This is a genomic window from Rhizobium sp. SEMIA4064, from assembly GCF_003025035.1.
GTDB lineage: Bacteria > Pseudomonadota > Alphaproteobacteria > Rhizobiales > Rhizobiaceae > Rhizobium > Rhizobium paranaense.
The window spans coordinates 459,885-485,587 of sequence record NZ_PYJN01000022.1 but is presented as its reverse complement, the minus strand read 5'-3'; the positions used below and the strand labels follow the sequence as shown (position 1 = coordinate 485,587).

The window sequence follows — 25,703 nt, the reverse complement described above, 5'->3', positions numbered from 1 at the left end:
CGTAAAAACAAAGTGATAGAGCGGTTGTTAGATGCTGTGAAAAGCTGAACCGCTCTATTGCTTCCGGCCGCCTGAAAGGTGGCCGGAACGCCCTCAATCTTCCGCCTTCAGACCGGCCAGATGTTGGAATTCGGCGACGACCTGTTCGTAGACCGACCGTTTGAACGCGACGATCAGGCCGGGCAGCTCTGCCATCGGCTTCCAATCCCAGGCATCGAATTCCGGCTCATGACCGCCAGGCGGCGGGTTGATGGCGATTTCGCTCTCGTCGCCGTCGAAGCGGAAGGCGAACCAGCGCTGGGTCTGGCCGCGGAATTTTCCCCTGAGGCCGATGCCGATCAACTGCGGCGGCAGATCGTAATTGATCCAGTCCTTGGCTTCGGCGAGCAGGGTCACGGTCTTCATGCCGGTCTCTTCGTAGAGCTCGCGATAGGCCGCCGCCAGCGGGTCTTCGCCCTCGTCTATGCCACCCTGCGGCATCTGCCAGAGATGCGGAGAGCCGTCATATTCGGAATTGCCGTCCGGGATGCGCTTGCCGGCCCAGACCAGCCCATCGCGGTTGAGCACCATGATGCCGACGCAAGCGCGATAGGGCAGGTCTTCAGCTCTGACGGGGAAGTGGCTCTTGCTCATGATTATCCTCTAAGCCTCAGGGATGTTTTGGGTCGTCGGCGAGGGCGGAGACGGCGACGATCTCAATGCCGCGCATGGCTGCCTCCTCGCTCCATTTGCTAATGGCGTCGACGCTCTCGTCGAAAGCGGATGCAACGCCGATTGCCGATCCATTGCGGCGCGCGATGCGCTCCAGCTCGTCGAGCTTCTTCAGAATGGCATCCTGCTTCAATTCTCCGTCGAGCTGCAGATCCGCAAAGGCATGCGGCATCTCCAGCGCCTTGGCGATAGTACCGGATTTGGACTGCGCCGAGGAGCCGTCGTCGAGGAACAGCAGGCCGCGCTTGCCGATATCGCGCATGACGGGTTCCATGGCGCCGGCATTCGACAGGAATCGCCCGCCGAGATAGTTCATCACGCCGGTATAATTGGTGATTTCGGCCATGGCCTTGTGCAGGTCTTCGATATTCTTGGCCGCCGGCTGCGAGGTCAGAAGCGTATCCGGTCCCGGATTGTTGCTGGGATAATCGAACGGCTCGAAAGGTACCTGGATCAGAATCTCATGGCCGCCCCGCCGCGCCTCCTGCATCCAGCGCTGCAGACTGTTGCCGCTGGCGGCAAAGGCGAGCGTGATATCCTCCGGCAGTTTCTCGATGGCGCGCTGCGTGCCGGTCTGGCTGAGGCCGAGGCCGCTGACGACGATGGCGATGCGCGTGCCGCGGGCGCCGGACCATGGCCGCGCATATTGGTCCATCGGTCTCAAGCCACCGGGCGCGGTAATCGGCAGCTTGCCGAAAGGCGAATCCTCCAGCAGGCTGTCGTTCGGCGTTGCCGCCATGCGCGGATCCTGGCCGACCTGATTGGCATTGATCAGTACGGGGCCATCGCCATCGCGGGTGTTCGGGCTGAACATGGTCACAACGGAACCATCGCTGGTGATGACCCGATGCGTATCGGCGCCGGATTGCGGATCGACCTGCTTCAGGCCCGGGGTTTGATCGGCTGTAGCCTGCTTATCGTCGGCTTGAGGCGGCGATACCTTCGCTGTGGTCTCGACGGGGGGAGTTTTCTGCAGGTTGTCGCGCAGCAGTGCCGAATAGAGCGAAAAACTGGCGATCGCGATCAGGCAGAAGCCGGCGAGGATGCGCCCGAAGGGCGGACGCCGCGGCTTGCGGCCAGAGCCGCGGTTCTGGCCCAGCGGTGCATGCAAATCCGTTCCCAAAGTCCGTATCCACCCCAAAAGGGAAACTGTCTGCCCCTGTGCCTTCCGCTGTCATGCAACCATCAAAGCGGAAGGACGCTCCAGATTCAAAACACTCAAGCAGATCCAAAATGGATTTCGAATAAGATCCTGCTTATTCAAATAGTTAGAGCGAGATGAGATGAGTCACCTCGCTCTTGATATGAACGCGCCGGGTCTGTTTCCAGCCCGGCGCTATTTCCTTACTTGGAGGAAACCGCCTTTTCCGGGTTCGGCGGGAAGGACGGGTCGGTCTTTGCGCCACGCAACAGGTCGAGCGCGTAGTTGAGCTGGACGTCGTCCTTCGGATCCGGCGGCACGTAGGCGGCCGAGCCGGAGCCCTGATCGGTTTCGCTCTGGCCCTTGATGTGGCCCGGCAGGCTGGATTCGCCTTCCGTCACCAGCTTGCCCTTCAGGTCATCCGGCAGCGGCTCGTCGACCTTGACGTCAGGCGTAATACCGGTGCCCTGGATCGAACGGCCCGACGGCGTGTAATAGAGCGCCGTCGTCAGACGCAGCGCGCCGTTGCCATCGCCAAGCGGGATGATGGTCTGCACGGAGCCCTTGCCGAAGGATTGGGTGCCGAGAACGGTGGCGCGGCGCAGATCCTGCAGGGCGCCGGCAACGATTTCCGATGCCGATGCCGAACCGCCGTTGATGAGCACGATGATCGGCTTGCCGTCGGTCAGATCGCCCGGGCCGGCGTTGAAGCGGCGGGTTTCGTCCGGGTTGCGGCCGCGGGTCGAGACGACTTCGCCACGCTCCAGCACATCGTCAGCGACGTTGATCGCCTGGTCGAGCAGACCGCCCGGATTGAGGCGCAGGTCGAGGACATAGCCCTTCAACTTGTCAGCCGGGATATCCTTCTTGATCTTGGCGATCGCGGCTTCCAGGTCCGGCGTGGTCTTTTCGGTGAAGGAGATGATGCGGAGATAACCGACATCGCCGCCCTCTTCGCGCGACTTGACGGCAGCAACGGCGATCACGTCACGGATGATGGTGAGTTCGATCGGCTTGTCGGCGCCCTTGCGCATCAGCGTCAGCTTGATCGGCGTCTTGACGGCGCCGCGCATCTTCTCGACGGCGTCTTCCAGCTTGAGGCCGCGGACCGACTGGCCGTCGATGGCGGTGATGTAGTCGCCGGCGAGAACACCGGCTTTGGCGGCGGGCGTGTCGTCGATCGGCGTGATGACCTTGACCAGGTCGTTGTCCATGGTCACTTCGATGCCGAGACCGCCGAATTCACCCTTGGTCTGGGTGCGCATATCGTCGGCGTCCTTGGCATTCATGTAGCTCGAATGCGGGTCCAGCGAGGACAGCATGCCGTTGATGGCGGCTTCAATAAGCTTGTCTTCCTGGGGCGGCGTTACGTACTGCGCGCGCACACGTTCAAAGACGTCGCCGAAAATCGACAGTTCCTTGTACGTGGAAGCGCCTGCGGCTTCCGCCGGCGCTACCGCCGTGTAGATGACGCTCATCGCGGTCGCACCCATCAATGCGCCAACGAGAACAAGAGAAGCCCTACGTATCATTGCGTGCCTTTCCAGTGTCTTTGGAGGTCCACCAAGGCCGAGAATCGACCGGCTTCCCATCTTTTCGAAATTCAATGTAAAGCGTTGGCCGATCCGTTTCCAGCGCCAATGCAGTCGCGCTCGCGACTCTTTTTTGGCCCATCACAGCAAGCGGTTCGCCAGCGAAGACAAATTTGCCCAGACGCGTCTTGATCGCGTCCATTCCCGACAGCACCATATGGTAGCCGTCGCCGGTATCGAGAATAACCATCTGGCCATAGCTGCGAAACGCGCCGGCGTAAACGACCGTCCCATCGGCGGGAGCGGTGACGAGCACATCGGGGCCGGTTGCGACGGTCAGGCCCATCGCCGTATGCCCCGTACCATCATCGTCGCCGAACTGGCGGAGAATATCACCCGCCACAGGCAGCTCCAATTTCCGTTTAAGGTCGGAAAACGGATATGCGGGCGCAATGCGGTTTTTATCGGGCACACCGTTTTCGGCCAGGGCCTTTGCCTGTTCGCGCTGCTGATCGGTCATCTGCTCGCGGCGGGCCTCTTCCGCGCGGGCCGCGGCGGCGGCATCGCGCACCGAGCCGATCTGGCTTTCCAGCGACGCGACGAGGCCCTCGAGACTGGTCGCCTGGCCCGCCAATTCCTCGGAACGCTTGCGCTCGGCATCCAGTTTGGCGGCGTTCTCATGGCTGAGCTTGTCGTTTTCGGCGATCAGCATGTCCATGCGCCGTTCTTCCTCCAGACTGTTGGTCATGGTGGCCGTGAGATCAGCCTTTTCTGCCGCGGTGGCGGCATGCAGCTTGGTGAGATCGGTGAGGTCGGCGATGAGCTTGTCCGTCTCCTTGCGCATGCCGGGAACGACGGCGCCGAGCAGGATGGCGCTACGCACGGAAGCAAGCGCATCGTCGGGCGTCACCAGCAGCGCCGGCGGCGGGTTGCGGCCCATGCGTTCCAGCGCGCCCAGAACTTCGGCCAGCAGCGCACGGCGCTCATGCAGCGATTGGCGGATCTTGTCTTCCTTGACCGCGAGATCGGTCAGCGTCTTTTCGCTCTGCTGAATCTTGCGGTCCATATCCCTTCGGCGGGCGGCGCTGTCAATCAACGCTTGGCGCAGGCTGTCGGTGCTCTTGTCGAGCGAAGCGATGCTGTCTTCCAGGGCTTTCGTCTTGTCGGAGGAAAGGCTGATCGTCTTTGATAATTCCTGCAGCTCGGCGCGGGTCTGGTCGCGCTTCCGAGCAAGGTCGGCGGCCGGATCTGGCGCCTGTTCCGGCTGCTGCGCCGATGGTGCGGTCGATGTGGCGACGGGCTGATCGTCTTTGGTTGGCGCGAGAGCGGGCGAAGCACCGTCATCTTCCTGCGCCAGGGCCATGTCCCGGAATTGAAACGGACTTTCCAGATAGACGCCGACGCCAAGGCACACTGCCAGGGAGGGCAGCAGCAAGCGGAAAAGCGTGGGCGGGGTTTTTCTCATCCAGTCGTTTGGGCTTAGCCCCTTCAAATCGCGTGAAATTAAACCGGTTTGGCGCGATTATCTAGGAAGCATCATCAATTTTGCGGCGGGAATCAAAACACGCCTGTGTGAGCGTTCCGTTAACGCAAAATATCGGAAAGCCAAACTGTTTTCGAGCTTTTCGATTCCAAGCAGAAGACATCAAACCCGGTGGTACGGGTGGCCGGACAGAATGGTGACGGCGCGGTAGAGCTGTTCGGCGATGAGAATGCGCACAAGCTGGTGCGGCCAGGTCATTTTGCCGAGGCAGATGGTCGCGTCGGCCTTGTCGTAAAGGGAGGGGTCGAGACCGTCGGCACCGCCGATGGCAATCGTAAGATCGCGCTTGCCCTGATCGCGGAATGTGCCGAGCAAAGTGGCAAAGGCTTCGCTGTCTAGCGCCTTGCCGCGCTCGTCGAGGAGGATGAGGACGCCGCCGTCCGGATGCGCTTTCTGCAACAGGACCGCTTCTTCGCGCTTGCGCGTCTCGCCGTTGGATGCGCGGCTTTCGGCGACTTCGGTCATGCGCGCCAATTCGAGGCCGATTGCCGGACCAGCCTTGGCGAAACGGTCGAGATAGCGGGCCGCAAGATCCTTTTCAGGGCCGGTTTTCAACCGTCCCACGGCAAAAAGACCTATCCGCATTCCCGCTCCCAAGCATATCCGCCATCATGGCGGCACAAATATAGATCGTTGCCGGACAAACATGTCCGGCGATTCGATACTACTAACCGGGACCGGGAATAATGCCCGGAACAGGTTAGTGCAGCGTGCCTTCGTCGAGATCGGGTGCTGCCCACATCTTTTCGATGTTGTAGAACTCGCGAATCTCGGGACGGAACACGTGAATGATGATGTCACCCGTGTCGATCAGCACCCAGTCGCCGCCTTCCAGGCCTTCGACGCGGGCATTGCCCAGGCCTTCGTCCTTGAGGTCGGTGATCAGATGGTCGGCGATCGCCAGGACATGCCGGTTCGAGCGTCCGGAGACGACGACCATGTGGTCTCCAAGCGCGGACTTGCCAGCAATGTTGATGGTGACGATATTTTCGGCCTTGGAGTCCTCGAGGCTTACGAGGACGGCTTGCAGGGCGCGGGCAGCGGCATCGACGCCACGTTCCGGGCTCTTCGGGATAACGACAGGCGTTCTTCCCTTGGCGTGTACTGTTGTCAGTGCTCTTCCTTCCTTGAGTAACAGAACAGGCACATGATCTGAGTCGATCACGCCTTAAAGATAGGCACCAAAGCATTAAGGTTTCAAGACGCTGGTTGTCATCTATTGGACGTAAAGACAAGCTTTTGTGGTATTTTTCACCGCTTTCGCACCATATATGGGCAATTGTCCACGCAACTCCTCAACGGAGGCGCCAACTCACGTTAGGTGATGTAAAATTCGGCAGAGGCCGCCGCCCTCCCGCTTCCCATGTACAGGCGAGCCAAGGACGCGTATACACAGGAGCAGATCGAAACGCTCCGACGCCATGACCAAAGCCCCGCAACAGTCCCTGAAGCCCATTCTCCGGATCAATTTTCCGGGACAGGACCGGCTTGGTCGCGGCAAGATGGAACTGCTTGAACATATTCGCGAAACCGGCTCGATCTCGGCGGCCGGCCGGGCCATGGACATGTCCTATCGCCGCGCCTGGCTGCTGATCAGCGAATTGAACCATATGTTCCAGGAGCCGGTGGTCGAATCCCAGCGCGGCGGCCAGAATGGCGGCGGCGCTGCATTAACGCCGTTCGGCGAGGAATTACTGCGGCGGTTCCGCGGCATGGAGAACTCTGTACGGGCAGCGATTGCCGGCGATCTCGAATGGCTGGAGGCCAATCGCAACCCCGCAGAGGCCGCCGCAGAGCCGCAAACAGAGTCCTGATCGCGCTTACGATTCGAGCGCTACGGTCTTGATGACCGCATGGACGGGCAATCCGATCTGCAGACCCAACCGTTCAGACGAAAACTGCGTGATGCGGGCAAGTACGGTGTCGCCGCCGCAATCCACCTTTACTTCCACGGTGCCGTCGGCGGCTGTGCCAATGGCAAGCACCCGGCCTTCGAGGATATTGAGGGCGCTGAGACCTTCTGGCCGCGCCGTTGCCAGTATGACGTCGCGGGCGGGGATATGGACGCGAACGGTCTTGCCGATTGCAGCCGCTTCGCCGGGTACGAAGAGCTTTGCCGCTCTCAGCGCCACGATGGTCAGGCGGTGCTCGCGGTCGATATGTTCCACGCGGCCTTCGAGCAGAACGCCGGCTTCGCGACGGTCGATAGCCTGCGGGCCGGAAAGCTGGCTGAAGATGTCGACCGCCGCTCCCGTTGCCTCCACCTTGCCGTCGCGCATCATAACGACACGGTTGGCCAGCCGCGCTACCTCGGCGATGGAATGGCTGACATAGATGATCGGCACCTTCGTCTCGTCGCGGAGCCGTTCGAGATAGGGCAGGATCTCGGCTTTGCGGGCCTCGTCGAGTGCGGCCAGCGGTTCGTCCATCAGCAGCAACCGCGGTGACGACAGCAGGGCGCGACCGATGGCGACACGCTGCTTTTCGCCGCCGGAAAGTTTCGCAGGCCGTCGATCGAGAAGCGTTTCGATGCCGAGGAGATCGACGACTCCATCGAAGCTTTCGCTGCGTGCGCTCTTCGGCGCGAACCACCGGCCGTAATTCAGGTTCTGCCGCACGGAAAGATGCGGAAACAGCCGCGCTTCCTGAAAGACATAGCCGAAATGGCGGCGGTGGCGCGGGACGAAGACATCGGCGTCGGTATCTGCGAGCACTGTGCCATCAAGGTCGACGCGGCCATGATCGGGTTGGATCAGGCCGGCGATGATGCGGATGATCGAGGTCTTGCCGGAGCCGGAGCGGCCGAACAGGGCCGTGACGCCGCCGTCGGAAGTGAAAGCGGCCTCGAGCGAGAAAGCGCCCAATCGATGGCGGATGTCGACGGTCAGCGTCATTCCCAATCCACCCTCTTGCCGGCGAGATAAGCGAGGAATTCGGAGGCGAGCAATGCCACCATGGAAATGACGATGGCGACGATCGTCAGCCGCAGCGCACCGGCATCGCCGCCGGGAACCTGCGTAAAGGTGTAGATCGCCGACGACAGCGTCTGTGTTTCGCCTGGAATGTTGGAGACGAAGGTGATGGTGGCGCCGAATTCGCCCATGGCCTTGGCGAAGGACAGGATCATGCCGGCGATGATGCCGGGCAGGATCAGCGGCAAGGTCACGGTGAGGAATATCCAGAGCGGGCTGGCACCAAGCGTACCAGCGGCCTCCTCAAGTTTGCGATCGACCGCTTCGATCGACAGGCGGATGCTTCTGACCATCAGCGGAAAGCCCATCACGCCGCAGGCAAGTGCTGCGCCGGTCCAGCGGAAGGAGAAGACGATACCGAGATATTGGTCGAGCAAAGCACCGATCGGGCCTTTGCGGCCAAAGAGGATGAGGAGGATAAAGCCGGTGACGACGGGCGGCAGGATCAGCGGCAGGTGGATGATGCCGTTGAAGATCGATTTACCCCAGAATTTACCGCGCGCAAGCACCATCGCGGCGGCAATGCCGAAGGGCAGGCTCACCAGCATGGCGACGGTCGAGACGCGCAGGCTCAGCTCGATCGCCGTCCATTCATCGCTGCTCAAACCCAATGCGTCCAAGTCCGGCCTCGCAAAGACATGTCAGGCCCGCCATTAGCCGGCGAGCCTGTAGAGATGAGCTTTTTGCCTACGGTCGAGCGATAGCGCTCAGCGCTTCAGAACCGTAAAGCCTTCATGCTCGAAGAACGGAACAGCCTTAGCCGATTTCAGATAATCGACATAGGCCTGCGTGTCTGGATTGGTGCTGCTGGCCGTGATCGCGATCGGATAGATGATCGGCGGATGGCTGTCTTCCGGAAAGGTGCCGACGACGGCGACGCCCGGATCGGCGGAAACGTCGGTCTGGTAGACGATGCCGTAGGGCGCTTCGCCGCGTGAAACCAGCGCGAGCGCGGCGCGCACGCTTTCAGCACCGGCGACCTTCTTCTCGACGGAAGACCAGACGCCAAGCTTTTCCAGCGCCGCTTTGCCGTATTTGCCTGCCGGCACCGATTCCGGCTGGCCGATCGCCAGGCGTCCATCGCCGAGAAGGCCTGCAAGGTCCATACCCTGCTTCACCTCGACGGGCTTAGCCTTGTCCTTGGCGGAGACGAGAACGATCTTGTTGCCGAGCAGGTTGACGCGGCTGTCGTCCTTGATCAGCTTTTTCTTGGCGACATAGTCCATCCAGTCGGTGTCGGCGGAGATGAAGACGTCGGCCGGCGCACCGTTTTCGAGCTGCTTGGCCAGAGGTCCGCTTGCTGCATAGGAGACGGTGACCTGCTTGCCGGTTTCCTTGGTGAAGGCAGCGTCGATGTTATCCAGCGCGTTTTTCATGCTCGCAGCGGCAAAGACGGTGATCTTGTCGGCGGCAAAGGCCGGCGCAGGAATTGCGGATATGCCAAGCCAGGCGGCGGAAAGGGCGGCGATTGCAAGTTTGATCCATTGGCGGCGGCTCGAGGCCATCATGCTTCTCCCGAAAGGTGTCGTCGTATTGCGAGAGATATAACGACCGAAGAAGCTTGGCTAGGGATATATTTTGGAAAACATAGCGTTGTTGAGGGACGTAACTCTACGAATTTTATAGGGATTTGCCTTTGGGGCGCATATTGGGCTGCTTTGTTACTGCAGAAATGCATGGCTTGATTCGCTCAGCGCACTGGCAAACGCTCACGGCGTAAGACGTAACGTTAAGAATCGTGCAATTTCACAGGAGTTTTCAGGCGTGCTATTCTTGAGACAGCCCAGGGTTCCTGGTCAGATCATGAAAAAGAAGCGTTTTTGGGCAGATCGTTTTCATAGCTATGATGATAATGCATTGCTGCATTGCGCTATCAGCGTTTTATCATTTGGTCAAATCTGCTAAAACATAATCATCGAAACGGCGATCTCCTCCTCCCAATGCCTTTCGATATGGATCAGCAACTCTCCTCCTCCCAGTTGCTGATCAGGTTTGAAAGCCCGACGGATCTCCTCCCCCGTCGGGCTTTTTCATTTTGGAGGTTTTTCCGAAAAATTTAGAGTCGATATTGCGTCCAGAGCGGTCCAGCGTTTCAAGGAATTGCCTTCCCGCTCTATCCCTTTGTTTTGACGCATTCCGGACGGAAAACCGCTGCGCACTTTTCCTGGAACTGCTCTAAGCGGTCATTGTGCTGCGCGCAGGGCGGTAGAGCTCAATGTCGAGCGCCGGCCGTGGATGAAGGTCCAGGCGGGCGCCGGTTTTTTCCACAAGACCCGGGCGTCGTCCTCGTCGACGCGCGCGTAGTGAAACGTCTTGGCCATTTTTGCGGAGAGATAGGACAGCGTCGATCCCGGCCGGTCGATGACGGCGATCGGAAAGGTGCGGGCAATCTCCTGCCATTTCTGCCAGCGGTGAAACGTATTGAGGCTATCGGCGCCCATGACCCAGATGAAGTGAACGTGGGTATTGCGCGCCTTGACGTAGGCGAGCGTATTGGCCGTGTAGCTCATACCGAGCGTCTGCTCGAAAGCCGTCACCTTGATGCGCGGATCATGGGTGATCGCCTCGCTGAGCGCGATGCGTTCGGCAAGCGGCGCGAGATGATTACGGCTCTTCAGCGGATTGCCCGGCGTTACCATCCACCAGAGTTGGTCGAGGCCGAGCCGGCGGAGTGCGATTTCAGCCACCAGGGCATGGCCCTGATGCGGCGGATTGAAGGAGCCGCCGAAAAGACCGACTACCATGCCGCGTTCGGCATGTGGCATGCGCTGATAGCGGTAATCGATCTCTTCTCTATGCACGTCAGGCCCGTATCTGTCCGGTGCCGCGCACGCGATATTTGAAGGAGGTAAGCTGTTCCACGCCGACCGGCCCGCGCGCATGCATCTTGCCGGTGGCGATGCCGATCTCCGCGCCCATGCCGAACTCGCCGCCATCGGCAAATTGCGTCGAGGCGTTGTGCAGCAGGATCGCCGAATCGATCTCGGTGAAGAAGCGTTCGACGACTGCGGCATCCTCGGCAATCACGGCTTCGGTGTGGTTCGACGAATATTTGCCGATATGGGCGATGGCGCCGGAAATGCCGTCGACCAGCGCGACCGAGATGATCGCGGCCAGATATTCGGTCGACCAGTCCTCTTCCGTTGCCGCCTTGAGGCCGGGCATCAGCTTGAGCACATCGGCGGAACCGCGGATTTCGCAGCCTGCCGCGGCAAGGCCATCGAGCAGCGGCTTCAAATGGGTGGAAGCGACCTTCGAATCGACCAGCAGCGTTTCGGCCGCGCCGCAGATGCCCGTGCGGCGCATCTTGGCGTTGACGACGATGGATTTAGCCATTTCCAGATCGGCCGAGGCATCGATGTAGATGTGGCAGAGGCCTTCCAGATGCGCGAAGACCGGCACGCCTGCCTCGGTCTGGACGCGAGCGACGAGGCTCTTGCCGCCGCGCGGCACGATAACGTCGATATTGCCTTCGAGGCCGCGCAGCATGGCGCCGACGGCGGCGCGGTCGCTGACGGGCACGAGCTGAATGGCGTGCTCCGGCAGGCCCGCCGCCTTCAGCCCTTCGACCAGGCATTCATGAATCGCCTGGGACGACCGGCGCGAATCGCTGCCGCAGCGCAGGATCACGGCATTGCCGGCCTTCAGGCACAGCGCGCCGGCATCGGCGGTGACGTTCGGCCGGCTTTCGAAGATAACGCCGATGACGCCGAGCGGGGTGCGCGCACGCTCGATCTTCAGGCCGTTCGGACGATCCCAGGCGGCGATGACTTCACCCACGGGATCGGCCAGTGCGGCGATGGCGCGAATGCCTTCGGCCATCTCGATGACGCGCTTGTCGTTCAGCGTCAGGCGATCGACGAAGGAGGCGAGCATATCCGTGCCTTCGACGTCTTTCAGGTCCTTGGCGTTCTCGGTAAGGATATGATCCTTGCGGGCCAGAATGGCATCCGCCATGGCTTCCAAGGCCTTGTTCTTGCTCTCGGTCGAAGCGAAGGCCAGAGGTCGCGACGCAGCCCGGGCCTTGCGGCCGATATCGTTCATCAAAGTATCGATGTCGGGGCTTTGTGCGACGGTATCAAGCATGGGCTTCATCCTTCTTCAATTTCTCGGCCTTCGTCTTGACGGACGCAGTCATGACGAGGTCGTCGCGGTGCACCATGGCGGCGCGGCCGGGGTAACCGAGGATCGCCTCGATCTCCGTCGACTTGCGGCCGGTGATCTGGCGGGCCTCCTCGGCATCGTAACCGACAAGGCCACGGGCGATTTCCCGGCCGGACGGGCCGATGACGGCAATGGTGTCGCCGCGGCTGAAATGGCCGACGATGCTGCGCACGCCGGCGGGCAGCAGGCTCTTGCCGGCTCCGAGCGCGGTGACGGCGCCCTCGTCGACATGCAGCTCACCGGCCGGCTGCAACTGTCCGGCAATCCAGGTCTTGCGGGCGGTGACCGGCGTGCCCGAAGGCGCGAACCAGGAGGAGCGCGCGCCGTTTGCGATGGCGTTCAACGGCCGATCCGTCTTGCCCGAGGCGATGATCATGGCGCAGCCGGCGCCGGTCGCGATCTTGCCGGCATCGATCTTGGTGCGCATGCCGCCACGCGACAGTTCCGAAGCGGCGCCGCCGGCCATGGCTTCGATGTCCGGCGTGATCTCGGCGATCGTTTCGAGGAATTTTGCCTGCGTATCGAGATGCGGCGGAGCAGTGTAGAGCCCATCAATGTCGGACAGCAGGATCAACAGGTCGGCGCCGGTCATGGTGGCGACGCGGGCGGCGAGGCGATCATTGTCGCCATAGCGGATTTCGCTGGTGGCGACCGTGTCGTTTTCGTTGATGATCGGCACGGCCCTGATCTTCAGGAGCTGATTGATGGTGGCGCGGGCGTTGAGATAGCGGCGGCGCTCTTCGGTGTCGCCGAGCGTCAGCAGGATCTGGCCGGCGACGATATCGTCATGCGACAGGCTTTCGGACCAGGCGCGCGCCAGAGAAATCTGACCGACGGCGGCCGCTGCCTGGCTTTCCTCCAGCTTCAGCGCGCCGGAGGGCAGGTCGAGCACGGATCGGCCGAGCGCAATGGCGCCGGAGGAGACGACGAGGACATCGACGCCTTTGGCCTTCAACCCGGCAATATCGGCGCACATGCCATCAAGCCAGGCCTTCTTCAGGCCTGCCTTGCGGTCGACGAGAAGGGCGGAGCCGATCTTGATGACGATACGGCGGTAGCGCTCGAGTGGCTTGCGGGCAGTCATCCCTGATAATCCCCGTCGTCACTGAGGCGCCCATGATCGCCTTCATCTTCGTCCGCACCGGCGGAGGGCTGCATGTCGCGGTGGCGCAGCTTCGGCGCTTTCGCCGGCTTCTCTTCCTGGATGCCTGCATTCGCCTCGACGATCACGTCACGCAAAGCGCGCAGCACCTCGGTCATGCCGCTGCCGGTGATGGCGGAAATGCGGAACGGCGTCTTGCCGCAGGCGCGCGCCAGTTCGCGGGTCTTCTTCTTCAGAGTTTCGTCGTCCAGCACGTCGATCTGCGACAGTGCGACGATCTCCGGCTTGTCGGTGATGTCGTTGCCATAGGCTTCCAGCTCGTGCTTGACGGTCTTGTAGGCCTTGCCGACCTTTTCTTCCTGGGCGGAGACGAGATGCAGCAGCACGCGGGTGCGCTCGACATGACCGAGAAAACGGTCGCCGATGCCCACACCCTCATGCGCGCCTTCGATCAGGCCGGGAATATCGGCCAGAATGAATTCCTGGCTGTCGATGGTGGCGACGCCGAGATTGGGATGAAGAGTCGTGAACGGATAGTTGGCTATCTTCGGCCGGGCGCGGCTGACGGCGGCAAGGAAGGTCGACTTGCCGGCATTCGGCAGGCCGACGAGACCGGCATCGGCAATCAGCTTCAACCGCAGCCAAATGGTCTTTTCCTCGCCCGGCAGGCCGGGATTGGCCCAATCGGGCGCCTGATTGACCGAGGATTTGAAATAGGCGTTGCCGAAGCCGCCATTGCCGCCGGCGGCGAGACGAAAGCGCTGGCCCTCCTGCGTCAGGTCGCAGATCAGGGTTTCTTCGTCTTCCTCGAAAATCTGCGTGCCAACCGGGACCTTCAGCGTCACGTCGGCGCCCTTGGCGCCGGCGCGGTTCTTGCCCATGCCGTGCATGCCGATCGTGGCCTTGAAATGCTGCTGATAGCGGAAATCGATCAGCGTATTCAGCCCGTTGACAGCCTCGACCCAGACATCGCCGCCGCGGCCGCCATCACCGCCGTCGGGACCGCCGAACTCGATGAATTTCTCACGCCGGAAGGAGACGCTACCCGCGCCGCCATCACCAGACCGAATATAGACCTTTGCTTCGTCGAGAAATTTCATTTTACTTCCGTCACTCGGTATTGGCGCATAACCCCTGAGATCGAATGGGATTCAAGAAAGCCTCTGCGCTCTTTTCAATTGTTACCGCGTCCTCTGCATGTCCGCCAGGACAGGCGGCGCGGTCATTTGCCCGTCATGTCGCCTTCGATATAGGCCGTTCAGCCGGAGGTCAAAGATTATCGTGAAGTTGGTGAGCTATAACATCCAGTACGGCTTCGGCCTCGACGGTAGATATGATCTCGAACGCATCGTCGCCAACCTTGCGGGCGCCGATATTATTGCCTTGCAGGAGGTAACCCGCGGCTTCGCCCGCAACGGCGGCATCGACATGGTCGCGGCGATCGAAGCGTTGCTGCCCGGCTATTACTCCATCTATGGGGTGGGGATGGACCTGCTGCCGCTCGGCGCCGGTCCACGCGATCTCCGCTTTCAGTTCGGCAATATGGTGCTGTCGCGCTGGCCGATCGTTGCGACACGGACGTTGCTTCTGCCGCGCAGCCGCACGCTTTCCAAACTCAATCTGCAGCGCGCTGCCGTCGAGGCGGTGATCCATGCGCCCGGCGCCGCCATCCGGGCCTATTCCGTGCAGCTCGACCACGTCTCTCCGGACGAGCGCATCCGCCAGATCCACTGTCTTCGGGATCATGCGATCAACTTTGCGCGCGATGGCGGTTCGCTGACAGGCGCAATCGAGATCGACCTCCCCGATCCGCCGCTGCCGGAGGATTTTGTCCTGATGGGCGATTTCAACATGGTGCCGGAATCGCCGGAATATTGTGCGCTTGCCGGCCTGAAAGACGCCTTCTACGGCCGTCTGCCGCGCTTCGACGTGCCGACCGACGCGCTCGATGCCGCCGGCTGGCTGAAGCCGGAAGCTTATAGCTGGATGGATCCGAACGATCGTAGCAAGCGCATGCATCTCGACTATTGCTTCATCAGTTGCGGGCTCAGTGATCGTCTGCGATCGGCCCATGTGGATATCGATGCGGAAGGGTCCGATCATTTTCCGGTGTGGATTGAGATCGACGGATAAAGGTGTCATCGCCGGACAGAGCCGGCGATGACTGTTTCGGGGCCTCATGCCGCCTGCGAGAGCCGCAGCGCGCCCGGCTTCAGCACGGTTTCGATATGCGGAACCATGGTGTTGCGGGCGAAGCTGTAGACCTCCGCGCAGCCGATGATGTCGAAGCCGAGCTTCTGCTGCAGCTTCAACGACGCCGGATTGTCGGCGAAGACGCCGGAGAACACGGCGACCTCGGGCATGCGACGGGCGAAGCGCTCGAGCGCGGCCGCGACAGCCTCGCTCATGATGCCGCGCCGCCAGTAGTAGCGGTTCAGCCAGTAGCCGAGATGCCAGCGGCCATGCCGGAGATCGATGCCGACGCAGCCGATATGGACATCGTCGCGCTCGGTGATGGCCAGCATCCAGTCGCTCTCGAGGCCGGCGGTGCGCGGGATCAGCCAATCCAGCGCATCCTGTCGGTCGTATGGCACCGGCACACGGGCCAGCATGCGGGTGACGGCGAAATCCGACAGGGATTCCGTCATCGAGTCGGCGTCGCCGAGCCGGTGCGGGCGCAGCGTCAGCCGCTCGGTCCGGATGACCGGCGTCGGTCCGGGCGTCAGGGGCCTGACGTCACGGCGGGGGAGGATGGCGGCGTTCATCTCAGACCTCCCCAGCTACGCAATGACATCCAGGTCTTGCGGTCGAGCCGGTACCATTCGACCGATACCGTGCTGCCAAGCGCCAGCGATGCGGCAAGGCCGGATCCCTGGAACTGGAAGCCGCACTTCTGCAAGACTCGCCTGGAGGCGACGTTCATCACCCGGCAACGGGCATCGATCTGGGCGACGTTTTCGCGCGTCCGGAAGACCATGTCGATCAGGGCATGGGCGGCTTCCGTCATGTAGCCCTTGTTCCAATAGGGCTCGCCCAGCCAATAGCCGATCTCGACGGTCTCTGGGTCGGCCGTCGGCTCGACGCCGCAGCAACCGAGAAAGGCGCCGTTTTCGGCTTTGGTGATCGCATAGACGCACTTGCCAATCTCGCCAAGCTTCGTGCGTCGCACGAAATCGGCGGCATCATTGGTCGTATACGGGTGCGGCATACGCGATACCATTGTGGCGACGTTGGCGTTGTTGGCGAGATGGGCAAGGGCGTCAATGTCTTCTTCGTGGGGCGCGCGCATGACGAGCCTTTCCGACAATAAGACAGGGCAATCGGTCCTTAACCGCTCCGGCCTCAGCCGTTCTTCGGGAGACCTCGATTGGTCTTCCCTTAACAATTCGCCTTGCATGGTTCAGTCCTCCTGGTTGGGGTAAAGAAAAAGGGGAGATGGCGCCCCATCTCCCCTTTTTTCTTGACTGAACCTGATGCGTCAGCCGGGTCGATGAGACGCCGGCTGTTTTAGAGCGCTACCGGCTTATTCCGCTGCTTCCGCTTTCGGCATTACAGATACGTACACGCGGCCATTGGCCTTCGTACGGTAGTTCACGTTGCCCGCCGTAAGCGCAAAAATCGTGTGATCCTTGCCGAGGCCAACGTTGGAACCCGGATGCCACTGCGTACCGCGCTGACGCACGATGATGTTGCCTGCGAGGACGGCTTCGCCGCCGAACTTCTTCACGCCAAGGCGCTTGGATTCGGAATCGCGACCGTTGCGCGAGGAACCGCCAGCTTTTTTGTGTGCCATTGGAGTTCTCCTTTAAACCTTGATCCCGTTACTTACTTGGCAGCCACGATGTCCGTGATACGGACGACCGTGTGATGCTGGCGATGGCCGCGCGAACGCTTCGAGTTCTGACGACGGCGCTTCTTGAAGGCGATGACCTTCTTGCCGCGGTTGTGCTCGACCACTTCGGCCTTGACGGAAGCGCCCTTGACGAAGGGAGCACCAATCGCAGCGTCGGCGCCTTCGCCGATAACGAGGACTTCGGTGAATTCTACGGTGTCGCCGGCGGTGACTTCCAGCTTCTCGATGGTCAGCACGTCGTTTGCTGCCACACGGTACTGCTTACCGCCGGTCTTGATGACTGCGAACATTTTTTATCCTTTCATGTTCGTTCCGGCTCTCTCACCACAAAGGCGAGCGGCCGTCTTTTTATCAGTCTAAATTTAGCAGGGATTTCAAAGGCTTGCGGCCTCGAAAAGGATCTGCCGGTGAAGCCCCGCACAAAGCAGGGCGGCCAAGGCACGGACTTATCCACACCTATTGCGTCGCACGGGATATATAAGGGCCTGTGATCTGTCAAGGCAAAAGGATGAAAAGCTTGAATATTCACCCTTGCCATCCCATCCTTCTCTCGCTATGAGACAGCCCGCGCTGAGAAACGCGCCGACCAGCATAACCGGAGAGGTGGCAGAGTGGTCGAATGCACCGCACTCGAAATGCGGCATGCCTGCAAGGGCATCGTGGGTTCAAATCCCACCCTCTCCGCCATCGCTGTACCACTGAATTTCCCTTATGAACGGGCGCTGTGACTGGGCATTGTACCACACGATGTACCAGGAAATTCGATGTATTTTACCCAGTCTGCTGGCCGCTTTCGGTTCCAGATTCGCGTGCCCCGCGACCTAGTTGAGCAGCTTGGAAGCACCCCCCTTCGCATTACACTCAAGAGTGCTGGCGTTTCGGCAGCGAAAAAAACTGCGCGTTTACTTGCCGGTCATGCGGAAGGCATATTCATTACGGTTCGAAACAACGGACCGATAAATATGACAATTCCGGACATGCGTGGCGTCATCATCGATCAACTTGTTGATCTCCTTGAGGCCACTTATGACGAAGCGATCTCCACACTCGAACTACAGCAGGAGGTGCGCAGGAAAGAAATTAAAGCTCTGACGTTGAAGCATTATAACGAACAAATTCGACAGCATTCTGCCACCGCGATCAAAATCAAGGAAGTCGGTGAGCGAATCGAAAGGCTACAGAAACAGGCCGATCAGATGGGCTCCAATGGTATGCAAGGCGTGAAGGCAGACCTGGATGGTCTTGCAAGATTGGTCGCCCTGTCTTTAGACGGCGGCCCCCAACGCCCTCTTCTATCGGAGTCATTGGAGCAATGGACGAATGAAATCCGGTATCATGAGGGCATTGACCCGAAAAAAGTTCGGACGGACCAGAACCGGATAAATGATTTCAAGGAATTTGCTGGTGACAAACCAGTGAACAAGTATGAATTTTTTGATTTCCAAAAATTCGCGAGCCTCCTGGCACGTGTCCCATCCAACTACTCAAAGCTTCCTGAATTAAAGGGAAAAACCAGGCAAGAGGCCGCTGACTACAACAATTCTTTAAGTCCCGAGGACAGACTGGATACACTCGCTGGAAAAAGTATTGAGGATAATTACCTGTCACCGTTGAGAATGTTTTTCCGTGACATGGCCGCACAATATCAGTTTCGTTCTCCATTGACCGACGTGATCATCCGAATTCCTAAAGACGCAAAGGAATCTGTCGACCGCGTCCCGTTCGAGGTGGAAGACCTCAATGCCTGGTTTGCACATGCAGCGACACTATCGCGGCCAGACCACAAGTGGCTTCCGCTTCTCGGTACGATCACCGGAGCCCGGGTCGGGGAGCTGGTTTATCTCCAGGGGAAAGATGTCTATCCGATGATCGGTGCCAGTGGGCAGCTTTACTGGGTCCTCGATCTGCGGACGGATTTGATTGACGACGATGGCGGCAAGGAAAAGCGGCAGCTTAAGAATAAGCCGAGCCGCAGGTTGATCGCCTTACATGAAGTCTTCGAAGAGACGGGCTTTATCAAGTACGCCCGCGACAGAGATGCCACACAATGGGTCTTCCCGGCAGCTTTCTGGTTCAACAAGGGGGAGGTCAAAGACCCAGCTGATGCCGCCAGCAAGCGCATGAACAATATGTTGAAAAAAGTTGGGATTCATAAAAGCATCGAAAGCACGTTTCATAGCACGCGCCACAACGCGAAAGACGCTATGCGGCTGGCTCGCATCGATGAGCGCACAAGCGATCTACAAAGCGGCCATCGCCTGTCTTCCGTGTCCCAAAACTACGGAAAGAAACATCTTAAAACCGAAGAAGTTGAGGTGCTACGTGCGATGCCGCTACCGCCGGGCCTCGATCTTTCACCCTACCTGCAAAAGAGAGAACGGTACTAACCCCCCGCCTAGTCGTGAGGCCGCCCAAACTTGACTGTTGCCACAAATGCTCTGACCATTTGAAACAGTGACAATTTGGGCCGCCTCGTGACCCTTCGACAATCTCCTTATGCTGCGGCCTCGGCCTTGGCAAAACGCTTACTCGCCATCGGGATTAATCCATTCCAATCCGAGGTGGAACGATATGTCGTCTTAATAGGAGGGGGGGCTGGCGAAATCCTGGATTGGGGGCGACCGCTACGCGGAACCCGCTTTTTCGGCCCCAACGCTATCCGCAAGGATCGCCCCATGGTGGCTGATTTTGAAGCGTTTGCAAAACAAGATGGTCTGTGCGACTGCGTGTTTTGGTGCATTGGTCTTACGGGAGCCAAAGCCCATCCGGATCGCCTTGATAAAGCGTTAAAGGGCTTCAACGACAGGATCAATATTGAGTTCAGCGAACTGCGAAAAAGTGGGAAATTCGAGGTACTCCTACTCGTGATCCATCCGCGATACGATGATGTCTCGGGGCTTTTCGATTTGCACGCGCATTTTATTGCCAGGGTCCCAAAGGAACATCGCGAGGCCGTGGCAAATAGGTTGCGCCTGAAATTCAGTAAGCACGATTTCTCAAACAGTCCGATCCGCAAGGCGGGTGCAGTTGCAACCTACATGCTTTGGGGCGTCTTCCGGAATAAAGCAATGATTCAATGGCCTGATCATGCCCTGCAAGCTGCTTGGAAGCTCACAGAAGGCCGTTTCAAGTTTGTTAGGGCCGGAGGGGCCTTCGCTCAATGGAGAGCGTCAAAGTCGCCACTTAGGGAGAAAACCGGTCAGAGAGTTGACGACGACAAGAAGCGCCGTAACCGGGCCGAGACTACCGATAGTCGGCAGCGGGTTACCAATGGGGACCGGCTGCTCTCCAAGATTGTCATGACCATCCGTGGAGTGCGGGTCCCTGCACTACTCTTCGAAACGGCACCTTCCATGGTTCCCGCGCGGGGGCAGCCCGCCCGGGAGTATTCTTCAGCGGCTAATGTCGTATCTCAGGGAGAGGCCTTGGGGGTGGGACCGACGATTCCGCTAGAGCTGGCTCGCCCACCGTCCCATCGAATAGCAAATGGCCTTAGAAGGGCCTGCAGCTGGACCAGGGCGCTAACGTTATCGTGGAAGCGGAAAATTGAGAGAACCGGGAAAACCCTCCTCAAACACCTTCTTTGCTGATAGCGGCTCCTCACACGTCGCCAACAAGGTTGAGGCAATATTGACGGATCATCTTCTAGTATGCTGTTCTCGTCCTGCGGGTAATCGTGTTGGGGAAAATGACTTACAGAAGAGTGGAAAGTCCTACGCAGACTTCAGCGGATGCGATTGAGCAAGTCAAAACTGGCGAGATTTGGGGCGGTGTACCGCGCGGCGGTATGGAGCCTACGGTTCAAGCCTACGTCGGCCCACTGGTAAACCGCCGGGGCATTCAGTTCGAAAGCGATATCCCTCCTGAACCCGGTGGCAGTTCGCCGCTTGAAGCCAGATGGTATTACTCGCGCACGCCGGGCGTCTCGCACCGAGTGAACGCAAAAGGCGAGGACATGGCTTGTATCACAGCAACTGTTATCAATATGCAGCCCTGATCATGATAAAAAAACGAAAACAATCACTCGGCCCTATGGTTTCTCCGCAAGCGATTATGTGGAGACCAATCACCTATTTCAGCGACGCCGTGTTCAACGATGAGGATGAGCTGGATCACTTCAAGTTCGTCGGTTACACGGAAAATAATACACCCTTCGATATCCGCGCGTATCTAGGACACCCGCCGCAAACCGTCACCCTATATCTTCCCAGCGAAATCAATCAGGATGACGCCATACAGGAGCAGATAGAGACAGCCATCCGAGCACTCGATATTCCGGAAAGTGCTCTTGCGTGGAGGCGGGGGCAACAAATCCAGTATGGAGAACTCACGCGGCAGGCTCAAGATCGCTTGAGAGAACCCGAGGCAAGGGTGCTTGTGCTAAAAATAATATCCACATTCTCCGGCCATCAGGCTAGCACTGGGAAAATAAAGGACCGCGTGCCAGACTTTTACGACCTATCAAACGACGACCTCGCGCCTTCACTGACTCGAAAAGGTGAGGCAATATGGAGGCAAATCATTGGGAACGTGAAGGTCCATCATAAAGGCAGCAAAAGTATCTTCACCCAAGGCTTGGCGGAGATTATCCCCGGCGGGATAAAGCTGACAGATAAAGGGTACGATTATTTGAAAAGCATCGGGTTCGCATCCTGATCCGAAAACCTTGCCTTGTAGCCAAGAGGAAGCCATTTCAGCTCAGAACTGCCATGATGGTCCTTGTCCCAAACGAACCAAGCATAGGCAGTGGTACCTGATCCTTTTTGGACGCTACCTGACGGGTAGAAGGTAATTCTCTCGCTGAATATCCATACCCTTGCTGGCGGTGTGTCTTTAAAAATCGTTCGCTGACGATTAGCACCTTCCAGAAACGCAAGCCGCAACAGCATCGCAAATTTCCTTCGCGATTTCGCCGTACCCGAGGCAACAAAGCCTTCAGCAGAGTTATATGGTGGATTGGTGATTATATTCTCGGCTATGTGGTCTGCCTCAAGAAAATTTACACCAGCTTTCCCATAGCCACGATCATACAGATCGGATGCGAAAACGGGATTGCCGTATTCCTCAATCACCTTGGCCATGGCCCCATCGCCGCATGCGGGCTCCCAAACGTCACCTGCGAAGTGCTCGTTGTCCATCAATGCGTGTGTTGCCCACCCAGGAGTTGGAAAAAAGTCCGGCCCCTCAAGATCGGCAAACCGTTTTGTCGTGGGTTTAAAACCGCCGTTTAGATTGTAGGTCGCGTCCATAAATCAATCCATCTGTAATGGCCTGAGTGTCTTTGGAAACGGCACCCAAGGCAACGCTCCAAACGTGAACATTTAGCGAACATACAGGCGTTTGTGAAGTAGCGTAGGCCGAAATCCCAGCCGGGACGTTCGCTCAATGAGCCGACGGTCGTCCGAACCACCGGTTCAGGTGTCTCATTGGGCCTTGCCCATATGACACTGGGAGGGCGCGACGTTTTGAAGTGCCACATGAGTGGTCGTTGACCTTTGATACTGCCCGCCTCATGATGTTTCAGAGCCTATTGGAACCTAAGCGCATATGACATCAGCAATTGTCGGCTACGCACGAACCTCCACCATCGATCAGACAGCTGGATTTGAGGCGCAATTACGCGACTTGGAAGCGGCAGGCTGTCACCGTATTTTTAAGGAGCAGCTCTCCTCTGTCGACACCAAGCGGCCGGACCTGGAGCGGGCAATCGACTACGTGCGGGAAGGTGACACGCTGGTTGTGACCAAGCTAGACCGGCTCGCGCGTTCCATGCCTCACCTCGTCGAGATCACCGCGAAGCTGAAGGCCAAGGGCGTTGAGCTGAAGGTGCTCGCCCTCAATCTGGATACATCCACGTCCACCGGAAAGCTGATGCTCAACTTGCTGGGATCAATCGCCGAGTTCGAGCGGGAGCTAATGCTTGAACGGCAACGGGAGGGCATTTCAAAAGCGAAGGCCGAAGGTAAGTATCAGGGCCGTGCTCCTACCGCTCGTCGCAAGTCCGCTGACGTGCGCAGGCTTAAGGCAGAGGGGAAGACAGTCGCTGGGATTATGAAGGAACTGGGTGTGAGCCGGTCGAGTGTCTTTAGGGCCTTGCGGGAGGAGTGATCGACCCAAAACCGCCAGCTGGTTTGGAGGCACGAGAATATTCGACGGATTCGTTTATGCCGCTCATAACCTTCGTTTGCATGACACAGTCTGAGTCATGAATTTATAGGCGGCAAGCAGTCACTTATCCCGTCACTAATTCAATGCTCCAAATACGTTTCAGTGACCAACCTTTTGACGAAGTCTCATCTTTGTATCGCTTCGACCGAAAGACATGTCGATTGAATCGAGCGTGATCTGCAGGAGCTGACTGGCGGAGAGACCGAACGACTTTTCCGCGATTGAATACTCTCGGTTTGGGGTGGTGTTGAAAAACGCGGGGTCGTCCGTCGCGAGCGAGATTTTGCATCCAGCAGCAAGCATTTCGCCCAGGGGATGTTTTAACCGCGAATAATGTGGCGCTAGCGCGAAGTTGCTCGACAGACATACCTCAAATCCGACATTCCGTTCTACGAGTCTCTCTAGGACGGCCTTATCTTCGCTGGCCCTTATTCCATGCCCCACACGCGATAGATTCAGTTGCTCCACAGTATGCAAAACTGAAGCGGCGTCACGCCATTCCCCGGTATGTGCGGTCAGGCCCAGACCAGCTTCCCCAGCGACTAGGAATGCTCCCTTAAACTCCGCTGCGTCAAATAGTAGTTCATTACCTGTCAAACCGAAGCCAATTACAGCAGGTGACAAATTTTGAACCGTCTGCTCGGCCATAGCAACGGCCTCATCTGGTCCACGGTGGCGTACGCAAGTCACTATCAACCCGCCTTCGATACCAGCTTCGTGACGAGCGTGTTCGAATGCCGTCTCCATGGCATTGATCTGCTCTCCAAAAGGAATGCCGTTCAGGACCGAGTGCCCGGGCGACAACATCAATTCCACGTAAATCGTACCCTCTGACGCGCATCGCTTCAGGTAAGATATCGCTATTGCGTAAAGGTCCTCGGCGGTGCGGACCACTCTTCCAATCTGATCGTAGACGTTCAGAAATTCCTCGAAATTACTCCAAACATACCCTTCGTCCGGTTTCAGGTACCGGTTGGCTATATGGACATGGTTCTTTTTCGCCAAGGTGAGGGCAGTTGATTGATCGATGGTGCCGCGAAGGTGGACATGAAGATCAATAGTGGGAAGGTTTCCCCCAGGAGGAGCCATTGCAGTTTTTCCGTCGCGAAGTTAGTGGTGTTTTTCTGAGGAGATACAACATGCGATTGCGCTTTATGTCTAGAAATGAGTTCAAGATCAAGGAGGTTAAATCGATCCTTGAAGCCTCCGGCGTTGAGATTGTGGCGGTCGATGCCGCTATCGATGAGATACAAACTGACAACGTCGAAAAACTTGTCAAAGACAAATGCATAAAGGCTTTTCAGAAGGTCGGTCGGCCTCTGTTTGTGGAGCATACAGGTCTATACATCAACGCGCTGAACGGATTTCCAGCAGGCCTCACCCAGGTATTCTGGGACACTCTAGAAGCTGATCGCGTCGCAGCAATCTTCGGTCAAATGGCGGACACAAGCGTCATCGCTAAGACCCAGATTGGCTTTTGTGACGGAAAGAACGTCTTCCAGTTCGAGGGGGCGATCTCGGGCAAGATTTCGCCTGAGCCACGAGGAAATCGGGATTTCCAGTGGGACTGTATCTTTGTTCCCGACGGTTACGATAAGACATTTGCCGAACTTGGGGATCAGAAGAACAGCATATCAATGCGGAAGCGGGCCCTGGAAAGTTTCCGGACCTATCTGGAGGAACGTGTCAGTGCTCGATGAATTGATTCAGTCAATCGCTAGTAAGAATGTGATCCTCTTTGTCGGCGCGGGTGTTTCAAAAAACCTTGGAGCGCCGACCTGGGCTGAGCTGATTGACCACATGGGTAGAGAATTGGGTTACGATCCCCAGGTGTTTGGCGCTCGTGGTGCAAGTTATCTTACGCTTGCTGAGTTCTACAGATTGGAAAAAGGCTCAATCGGGCCTCTTCGAAGCTGGATGGATAAGAATTGGAACGTTGACGACGAGGTCTTACGCAAGTCCGAAGTGCATAGGCTGATTACCGAAATCGGCTTTCCTATTATATATACCACCAACTACGACTCGAATATTGAAGCATCTTTTAAATTGCACAAAAAAGAACATATAAAAATTGTGGATGTGAGAGATATATCTAGGATTGAAGATGGACATACTCAAATAGTGAAGTTTCACGGAGACTTCGAAAACGACGACTCTATAGTTCTGACGGAAACTGATTATTTTGAAAGGCTGACGTTCGATTATCCTCTGGACGTTAAGTTAAGGTCGGATGCGTTAGGTAAAACGATATTGTTTATTGGTTACAGTCTGACTGACATGAATATCCGTTTGTTGCTCCACAAAATTTGGAAAACTTGGCAGATTTCGGGACATGCAAAATATCGACCCAGCTCCTACGTCTTCTTGCCGACGCCAGACCCAATCCAGGAAGTCGTACTCCGGCAATGGGACGTTAAGGTTATAAGCGAGGATTCTCCTGAGCCAGGGCAGGCGCTCGAAGCTTTCCTTAATCGGCTTCTGCCTCCGTCGGCGAAGGTTGCAAGCTAGTGTACGAGG

General features: G+C 58.2%; 27 protein-coding genes and 1 tRNA gene. 9 read left to right on the top strand and 19 right to left on the bottom strand.

Annotated elements, in window-relative coordinates; all coding sequences use genetic code 11:
• Window positions 1–93: 93 nt before the first annotated feature.
• The 6 genes from C9E91_RS19500 to rsfS all read right to left on the bottom strand — a co-directional run bounded on the left by C9E91_RS19500 (window position 94) and on the right by rsfS (window position 6,074).
• A complete protein-coding gene (locus tag C9E91_RS19500) occupies window positions 94–633 on the bottom strand; it encodes an RNA pyrophosphohydrolase (protein WP_107109900.1) in 540 nt (179 codons plus the stop codon).
• Window positions 634–649: 16 nt separating this feature from the next.
• Entirely contained in the window at window positions 650–1,834 is a 1,185-nt protein-coding gene (locus C9E91_RS19495; RefSeq protein WP_107109899.1) for a divergent polysaccharide deacetylase family protein, read from the bottom strand.
• A 221-nt stretch (window positions 1,835–2,055) separates the two neighbouring features.
• On the bottom strand, window positions 2,056–3,384 hold the full coding sequence (locus C9E91_RS19490; RefSeq protein WP_104824886.1) for a S41 family peptidase: 1,329 nt from the start codon (window positions 3,382–3,384) through the stop codon (window positions 2,056–2,058).
• Window positions 3,374–4,849 carry a murein hydrolase activator EnvC family protein gene (locus C9E91_RS19485; protein ID WP_414124100.1) on the bottom strand — a complete coding sequence of 492 codons (1,476 nt, stop codon included), beginning with the start codon at window positions 4,847–4,849 and terminating at the stop codon, window positions 3,374–3,376. The genes C9E91_RS19490 and C9E91_RS19485 overlap by 11 nt, the downstream gene beginning before the upstream one ends.
• Window positions 4,850–5,029: 180 nt before the next feature.
• The gene (rlmH, locus tag C9E91_RS19480) at window positions 5,030–5,512 is read right to left on the bottom strand and encodes a 23S rRNA (pseudouridine(1915)-N(3))-methyltransferase RlmH (protein WP_107109897.1); all 483 of its coding nucleotides are present in this window, start codon (window positions 5,510–5,512) and stop codon (window positions 5,030–5,032) included.
• A 115-nt stretch (window positions 5,513–5,627) separates the two neighbouring features.
• Window positions 5,628–6,074: a ribosome silencing factor gene (rsfS, locus tag C9E91_RS19475; protein ID WP_107109958.1), complete on the bottom strand. Its 447-nt coding sequence runs from the start codon at window positions 6,072–6,074 to the stop codon at window positions 5,628–5,630.
• Between the two features lie 274 nt (window positions 6,075–6,348).
• On the opposite strand from rsfS, the gene C9E91_RS19470 reads away from it, so the two are divergent.
• Window positions 6,349–6,741: a winged helix-turn-helix domain-containing protein gene (locus tag C9E91_RS19470; protein ID WP_107109896.1), complete on the top strand. Its 393-nt coding sequence runs from the start codon at window positions 6,349–6,351 to the stop codon at window positions 6,739–6,741.
• Between the two features lie 6 nt (window positions 6,742–6,747).
• On the opposite strand, the gene modC is transcribed toward C9E91_RS19470, so the two are convergent.
• The 7 genes from modC to obgE all read right to left on the bottom strand — a co-directional run bounded on the left by modC (window position 6,748) and on the right by obgE (window position 14,265).
• Window positions 6,748–7,821, bottom strand: a complete 1,074-nt coding sequence (gene modC, locus C9E91_RS19465; RefSeq protein WP_107109895.1) for a molybdenum ABC transporter ATP-binding protein — start codon at window positions 7,819–7,821, stop codon at window positions 6,748–6,750.
• On the bottom strand, window positions 7,818–8,519 hold the full coding sequence (modB, locus tag C9E91_RS19460) for a molybdate ABC transporter permease subunit (protein ID WP_107109894.1): 702 nt from the start codon (window positions 8,517–8,519) through the stop codon (window positions 7,818–7,820). Before modB ends, modC begins: the two co-directional genes overlap by 4 nt.
• A gap of 87 nt (window positions 8,520–8,606) precedes the next feature.
• Window positions 8,607–9,404 carry a molybdate ABC transporter substrate-binding protein gene (modA, locus tag C9E91_RS19455; protein ID WP_107109893.1) on the bottom strand — a complete coding sequence of 266 codons (798 nt, stop codon included), beginning with the start codon at window positions 9,402–9,404 and terminating at the stop codon, window positions 8,607–8,609.
• Between the two features lie 678 nt (window positions 9,405–10,082).
• The gene (locus C9E91_RS19450) at window positions 10,083–10,664 is read right to left on the bottom strand and encodes a nicotinate-nucleotide adenylyltransferase (RefSeq protein ID WP_245407539.1); all 582 of its coding nucleotides are present in this window, start codon (window positions 10,662–10,664) and stop codon (window positions 10,083–10,085) included.
• Between the two features lie 37 nt (window positions 10,665–10,701).
• On the bottom strand, window positions 10,702–11,985 hold the full coding sequence (locus C9E91_RS19445; RefSeq protein ID WP_107109891.1) for a glutamate-5-semialdehyde dehydrogenase: 1,284 nt from the start codon (window positions 11,983–11,985) through the stop codon (window positions 10,702–10,704).
• Window positions 11,978–13,147, bottom strand: coding sequence for a glutamate 5-kinase (gene proB, locus C9E91_RS19440; RefSeq protein ID WP_107109890.1), 1,170 nt, complete (start codon window positions 13,145–13,147; stop codon window positions 11,978–11,980). The genes C9E91_RS19445 and proB overlap by 8 nt, the downstream gene beginning before the upstream one ends.
• Window positions 13,144–14,265 carry a GTPase ObgE gene (gene obgE / locus C9E91_RS19435; RefSeq protein WP_107109889.1) on the bottom strand — a complete coding sequence of 374 codons (1,122 nt, stop codon included), beginning with the start codon at window positions 14,263–14,265 and terminating at the stop codon, window positions 13,144–13,146. The genes proB and obgE overlap by 4 nt, the downstream gene beginning before the upstream one ends.
• A gap of 181 nt (window positions 14,266–14,446) precedes the next feature.
• Here obgE and C9E91_RS19430 point away from each other — a divergent pair, with 181 nt between their 5' ends.
• Window positions 14,447–15,298, top strand: a complete 852-nt coding sequence (locus C9E91_RS19430) for an endonuclease/exonuclease/phosphatase family protein (RefSeq protein WP_107109888.1) — start codon at window positions 14,447–14,449, stop codon at window positions 15,296–15,298.
• Window positions 15,299–15,342: 44 nt separating this feature from the next.
• On the opposite strand, the gene C9E91_RS19425 is transcribed toward C9E91_RS19430, so the two are convergent.
• From C9E91_RS19425 to rplU, 4 genes are all read right to left on the bottom strand, one after another.
• Window positions 15,343–15,930, bottom strand: coding sequence for a GNAT family N-acetyltransferase (locus C9E91_RS19425; RefSeq protein WP_107109887.1), 588 nt, complete (start codon window positions 15,928–15,930; stop codon window positions 15,343–15,345).
• On the bottom strand, window positions 15,927–16,562 hold the full coding sequence (locus C9E91_RS19420; RefSeq protein ID WP_107109886.1) for a GNAT family N-acetyltransferase: 636 nt from the start codon (window positions 16,560–16,562) through the stop codon (window positions 15,927–15,929). Before C9E91_RS19420 ends, C9E91_RS19425 begins: the two co-directional genes overlap by 4 nt.
• Window positions 16,563–16,688: 126 nt before the next feature.
• Window positions 16,689–16,958: a 50S ribosomal protein L27 gene (rpmA, locus tag C9E91_RS19415; protein WP_028753734.1), complete on the bottom strand. Its 270-nt coding sequence runs from the start codon at window positions 16,956–16,958 to the stop codon at window positions 16,689–16,691.
• A gap of 32 nt (window positions 16,959–16,990) precedes the next feature.
• Window positions 16,991–17,308 (bottom strand): 50S ribosomal protein L21, encoded by a 318-nt coding sequence (gene rplU, locus C9E91_RS19410; RefSeq protein WP_028753733.1) that lies wholly within the window; start codon window positions 17,306–17,308, stop codon window positions 16,991–16,993.
• Window positions 17,309–17,615: 307 nt separating this feature from the next.
• Here rplU and C9E91_RS19405 point away from each other — a divergent pair.
• The 4 genes from C9E91_RS19405 (at window position 17,616) to C9E91_RS19390 (ending at window position 21,674) form a co-directional block, all read left to right on the top strand.
• Window positions 17,616–17,705 (top strand) — tRNA-Ser (locus C9E91_RS19405).
• 77 nt (window positions 17,706–17,782) lie between these two features.
• A complete protein-coding gene (locus tag C9E91_RS19400; RefSeq protein WP_107109885.1) occupies window positions 17,783–19,405 on the top strand; it encodes a site-specific integrase in 1,623 nt (540 codons plus the stop codon).
• Window positions 19,406–19,693: 288 nt separating this feature from the next.
• Entirely contained in the window at window positions 19,694–20,608 is a 915-nt protein-coding gene (locus C9E91_RS19395; protein ID WP_146144010.1) for a hypothetical protein, read from the top strand.
• A 370-nt stretch (window positions 20,609–20,978) separates the two neighbouring features.
• Window positions 20,979–21,674 (top strand): hypothetical protein, encoded by a 696-nt coding sequence (locus C9E91_RS19390; protein WP_146144009.1) that lies wholly within the window; start codon window positions 20,979–20,981, stop codon window positions 21,672–21,674.
• On the opposite strand, the gene C9E91_RS19385 is transcribed toward C9E91_RS19390, so the two are convergent.
• On the bottom strand, window positions 21,644–22,267 hold the full coding sequence (locus C9E91_RS19385) for a hypothetical protein (RefSeq protein ID WP_107109882.1): 624 nt from the start codon (window positions 22,265–22,267) through the stop codon (window positions 21,644–21,646). The genes C9E91_RS19390 and C9E91_RS19385 overlap by 31 nt on opposite strands.
• A 298-nt stretch (window positions 22,268–22,565) precedes the next feature.
• Here C9E91_RS19385 and C9E91_RS19380 point away from each other — a divergent pair, with 298 nt between their 5' ends.
• Window positions 22,566–23,126, top strand: a complete 561-nt coding sequence (locus C9E91_RS19380) for a recombinase family protein (RefSeq protein WP_107109881.1) — start codon at window positions 22,566–22,568, stop codon at window positions 23,124–23,126.
• Between the two features lie 159 nt (window positions 23,127–23,285).
• On the opposite strand, the gene add is transcribed toward C9E91_RS19380, so the two are convergent.
• Complete coding sequence (gene add / locus C9E91_RS19375) at window positions 23,286–24,275, bottom strand: adenosine deaminase (RefSeq protein WP_107109880.1); 990 nt, start codon at window positions 24,273–24,275, stop codon at window positions 23,286–23,288.
• A gap of 50 nt (window positions 24,276–24,325) precedes the next feature.
• On the opposite strand from add, the gene C9E91_RS19370 reads away from it, so the two are divergent.
• Both C9E91_RS19370 and C9E91_RS19365 read left to right on the top strand, forming a co-directional pair.
• Window positions 24,326–24,886: a non-canonical purine NTP pyrophosphatase gene (locus C9E91_RS19370; protein WP_107109879.1), complete on the top strand. Its 561-nt coding sequence runs from the start codon at window positions 24,326–24,328 to the stop codon at window positions 24,884–24,886.
• Window positions 24,876–25,694: an SIR2 family NAD-dependent protein deacylase gene (locus C9E91_RS19365; protein WP_107109878.1), complete on the top strand. Its 819-nt coding sequence runs from the start codon at window positions 24,876–24,878 to the stop codon at window positions 25,692–25,694. The genes C9E91_RS19370 and C9E91_RS19365 overlap by 11 nt, the downstream gene beginning before the upstream one ends.
• The last annotated feature ends 9 nt before the right edge of the window (window positions 25,695–25,703 follow it).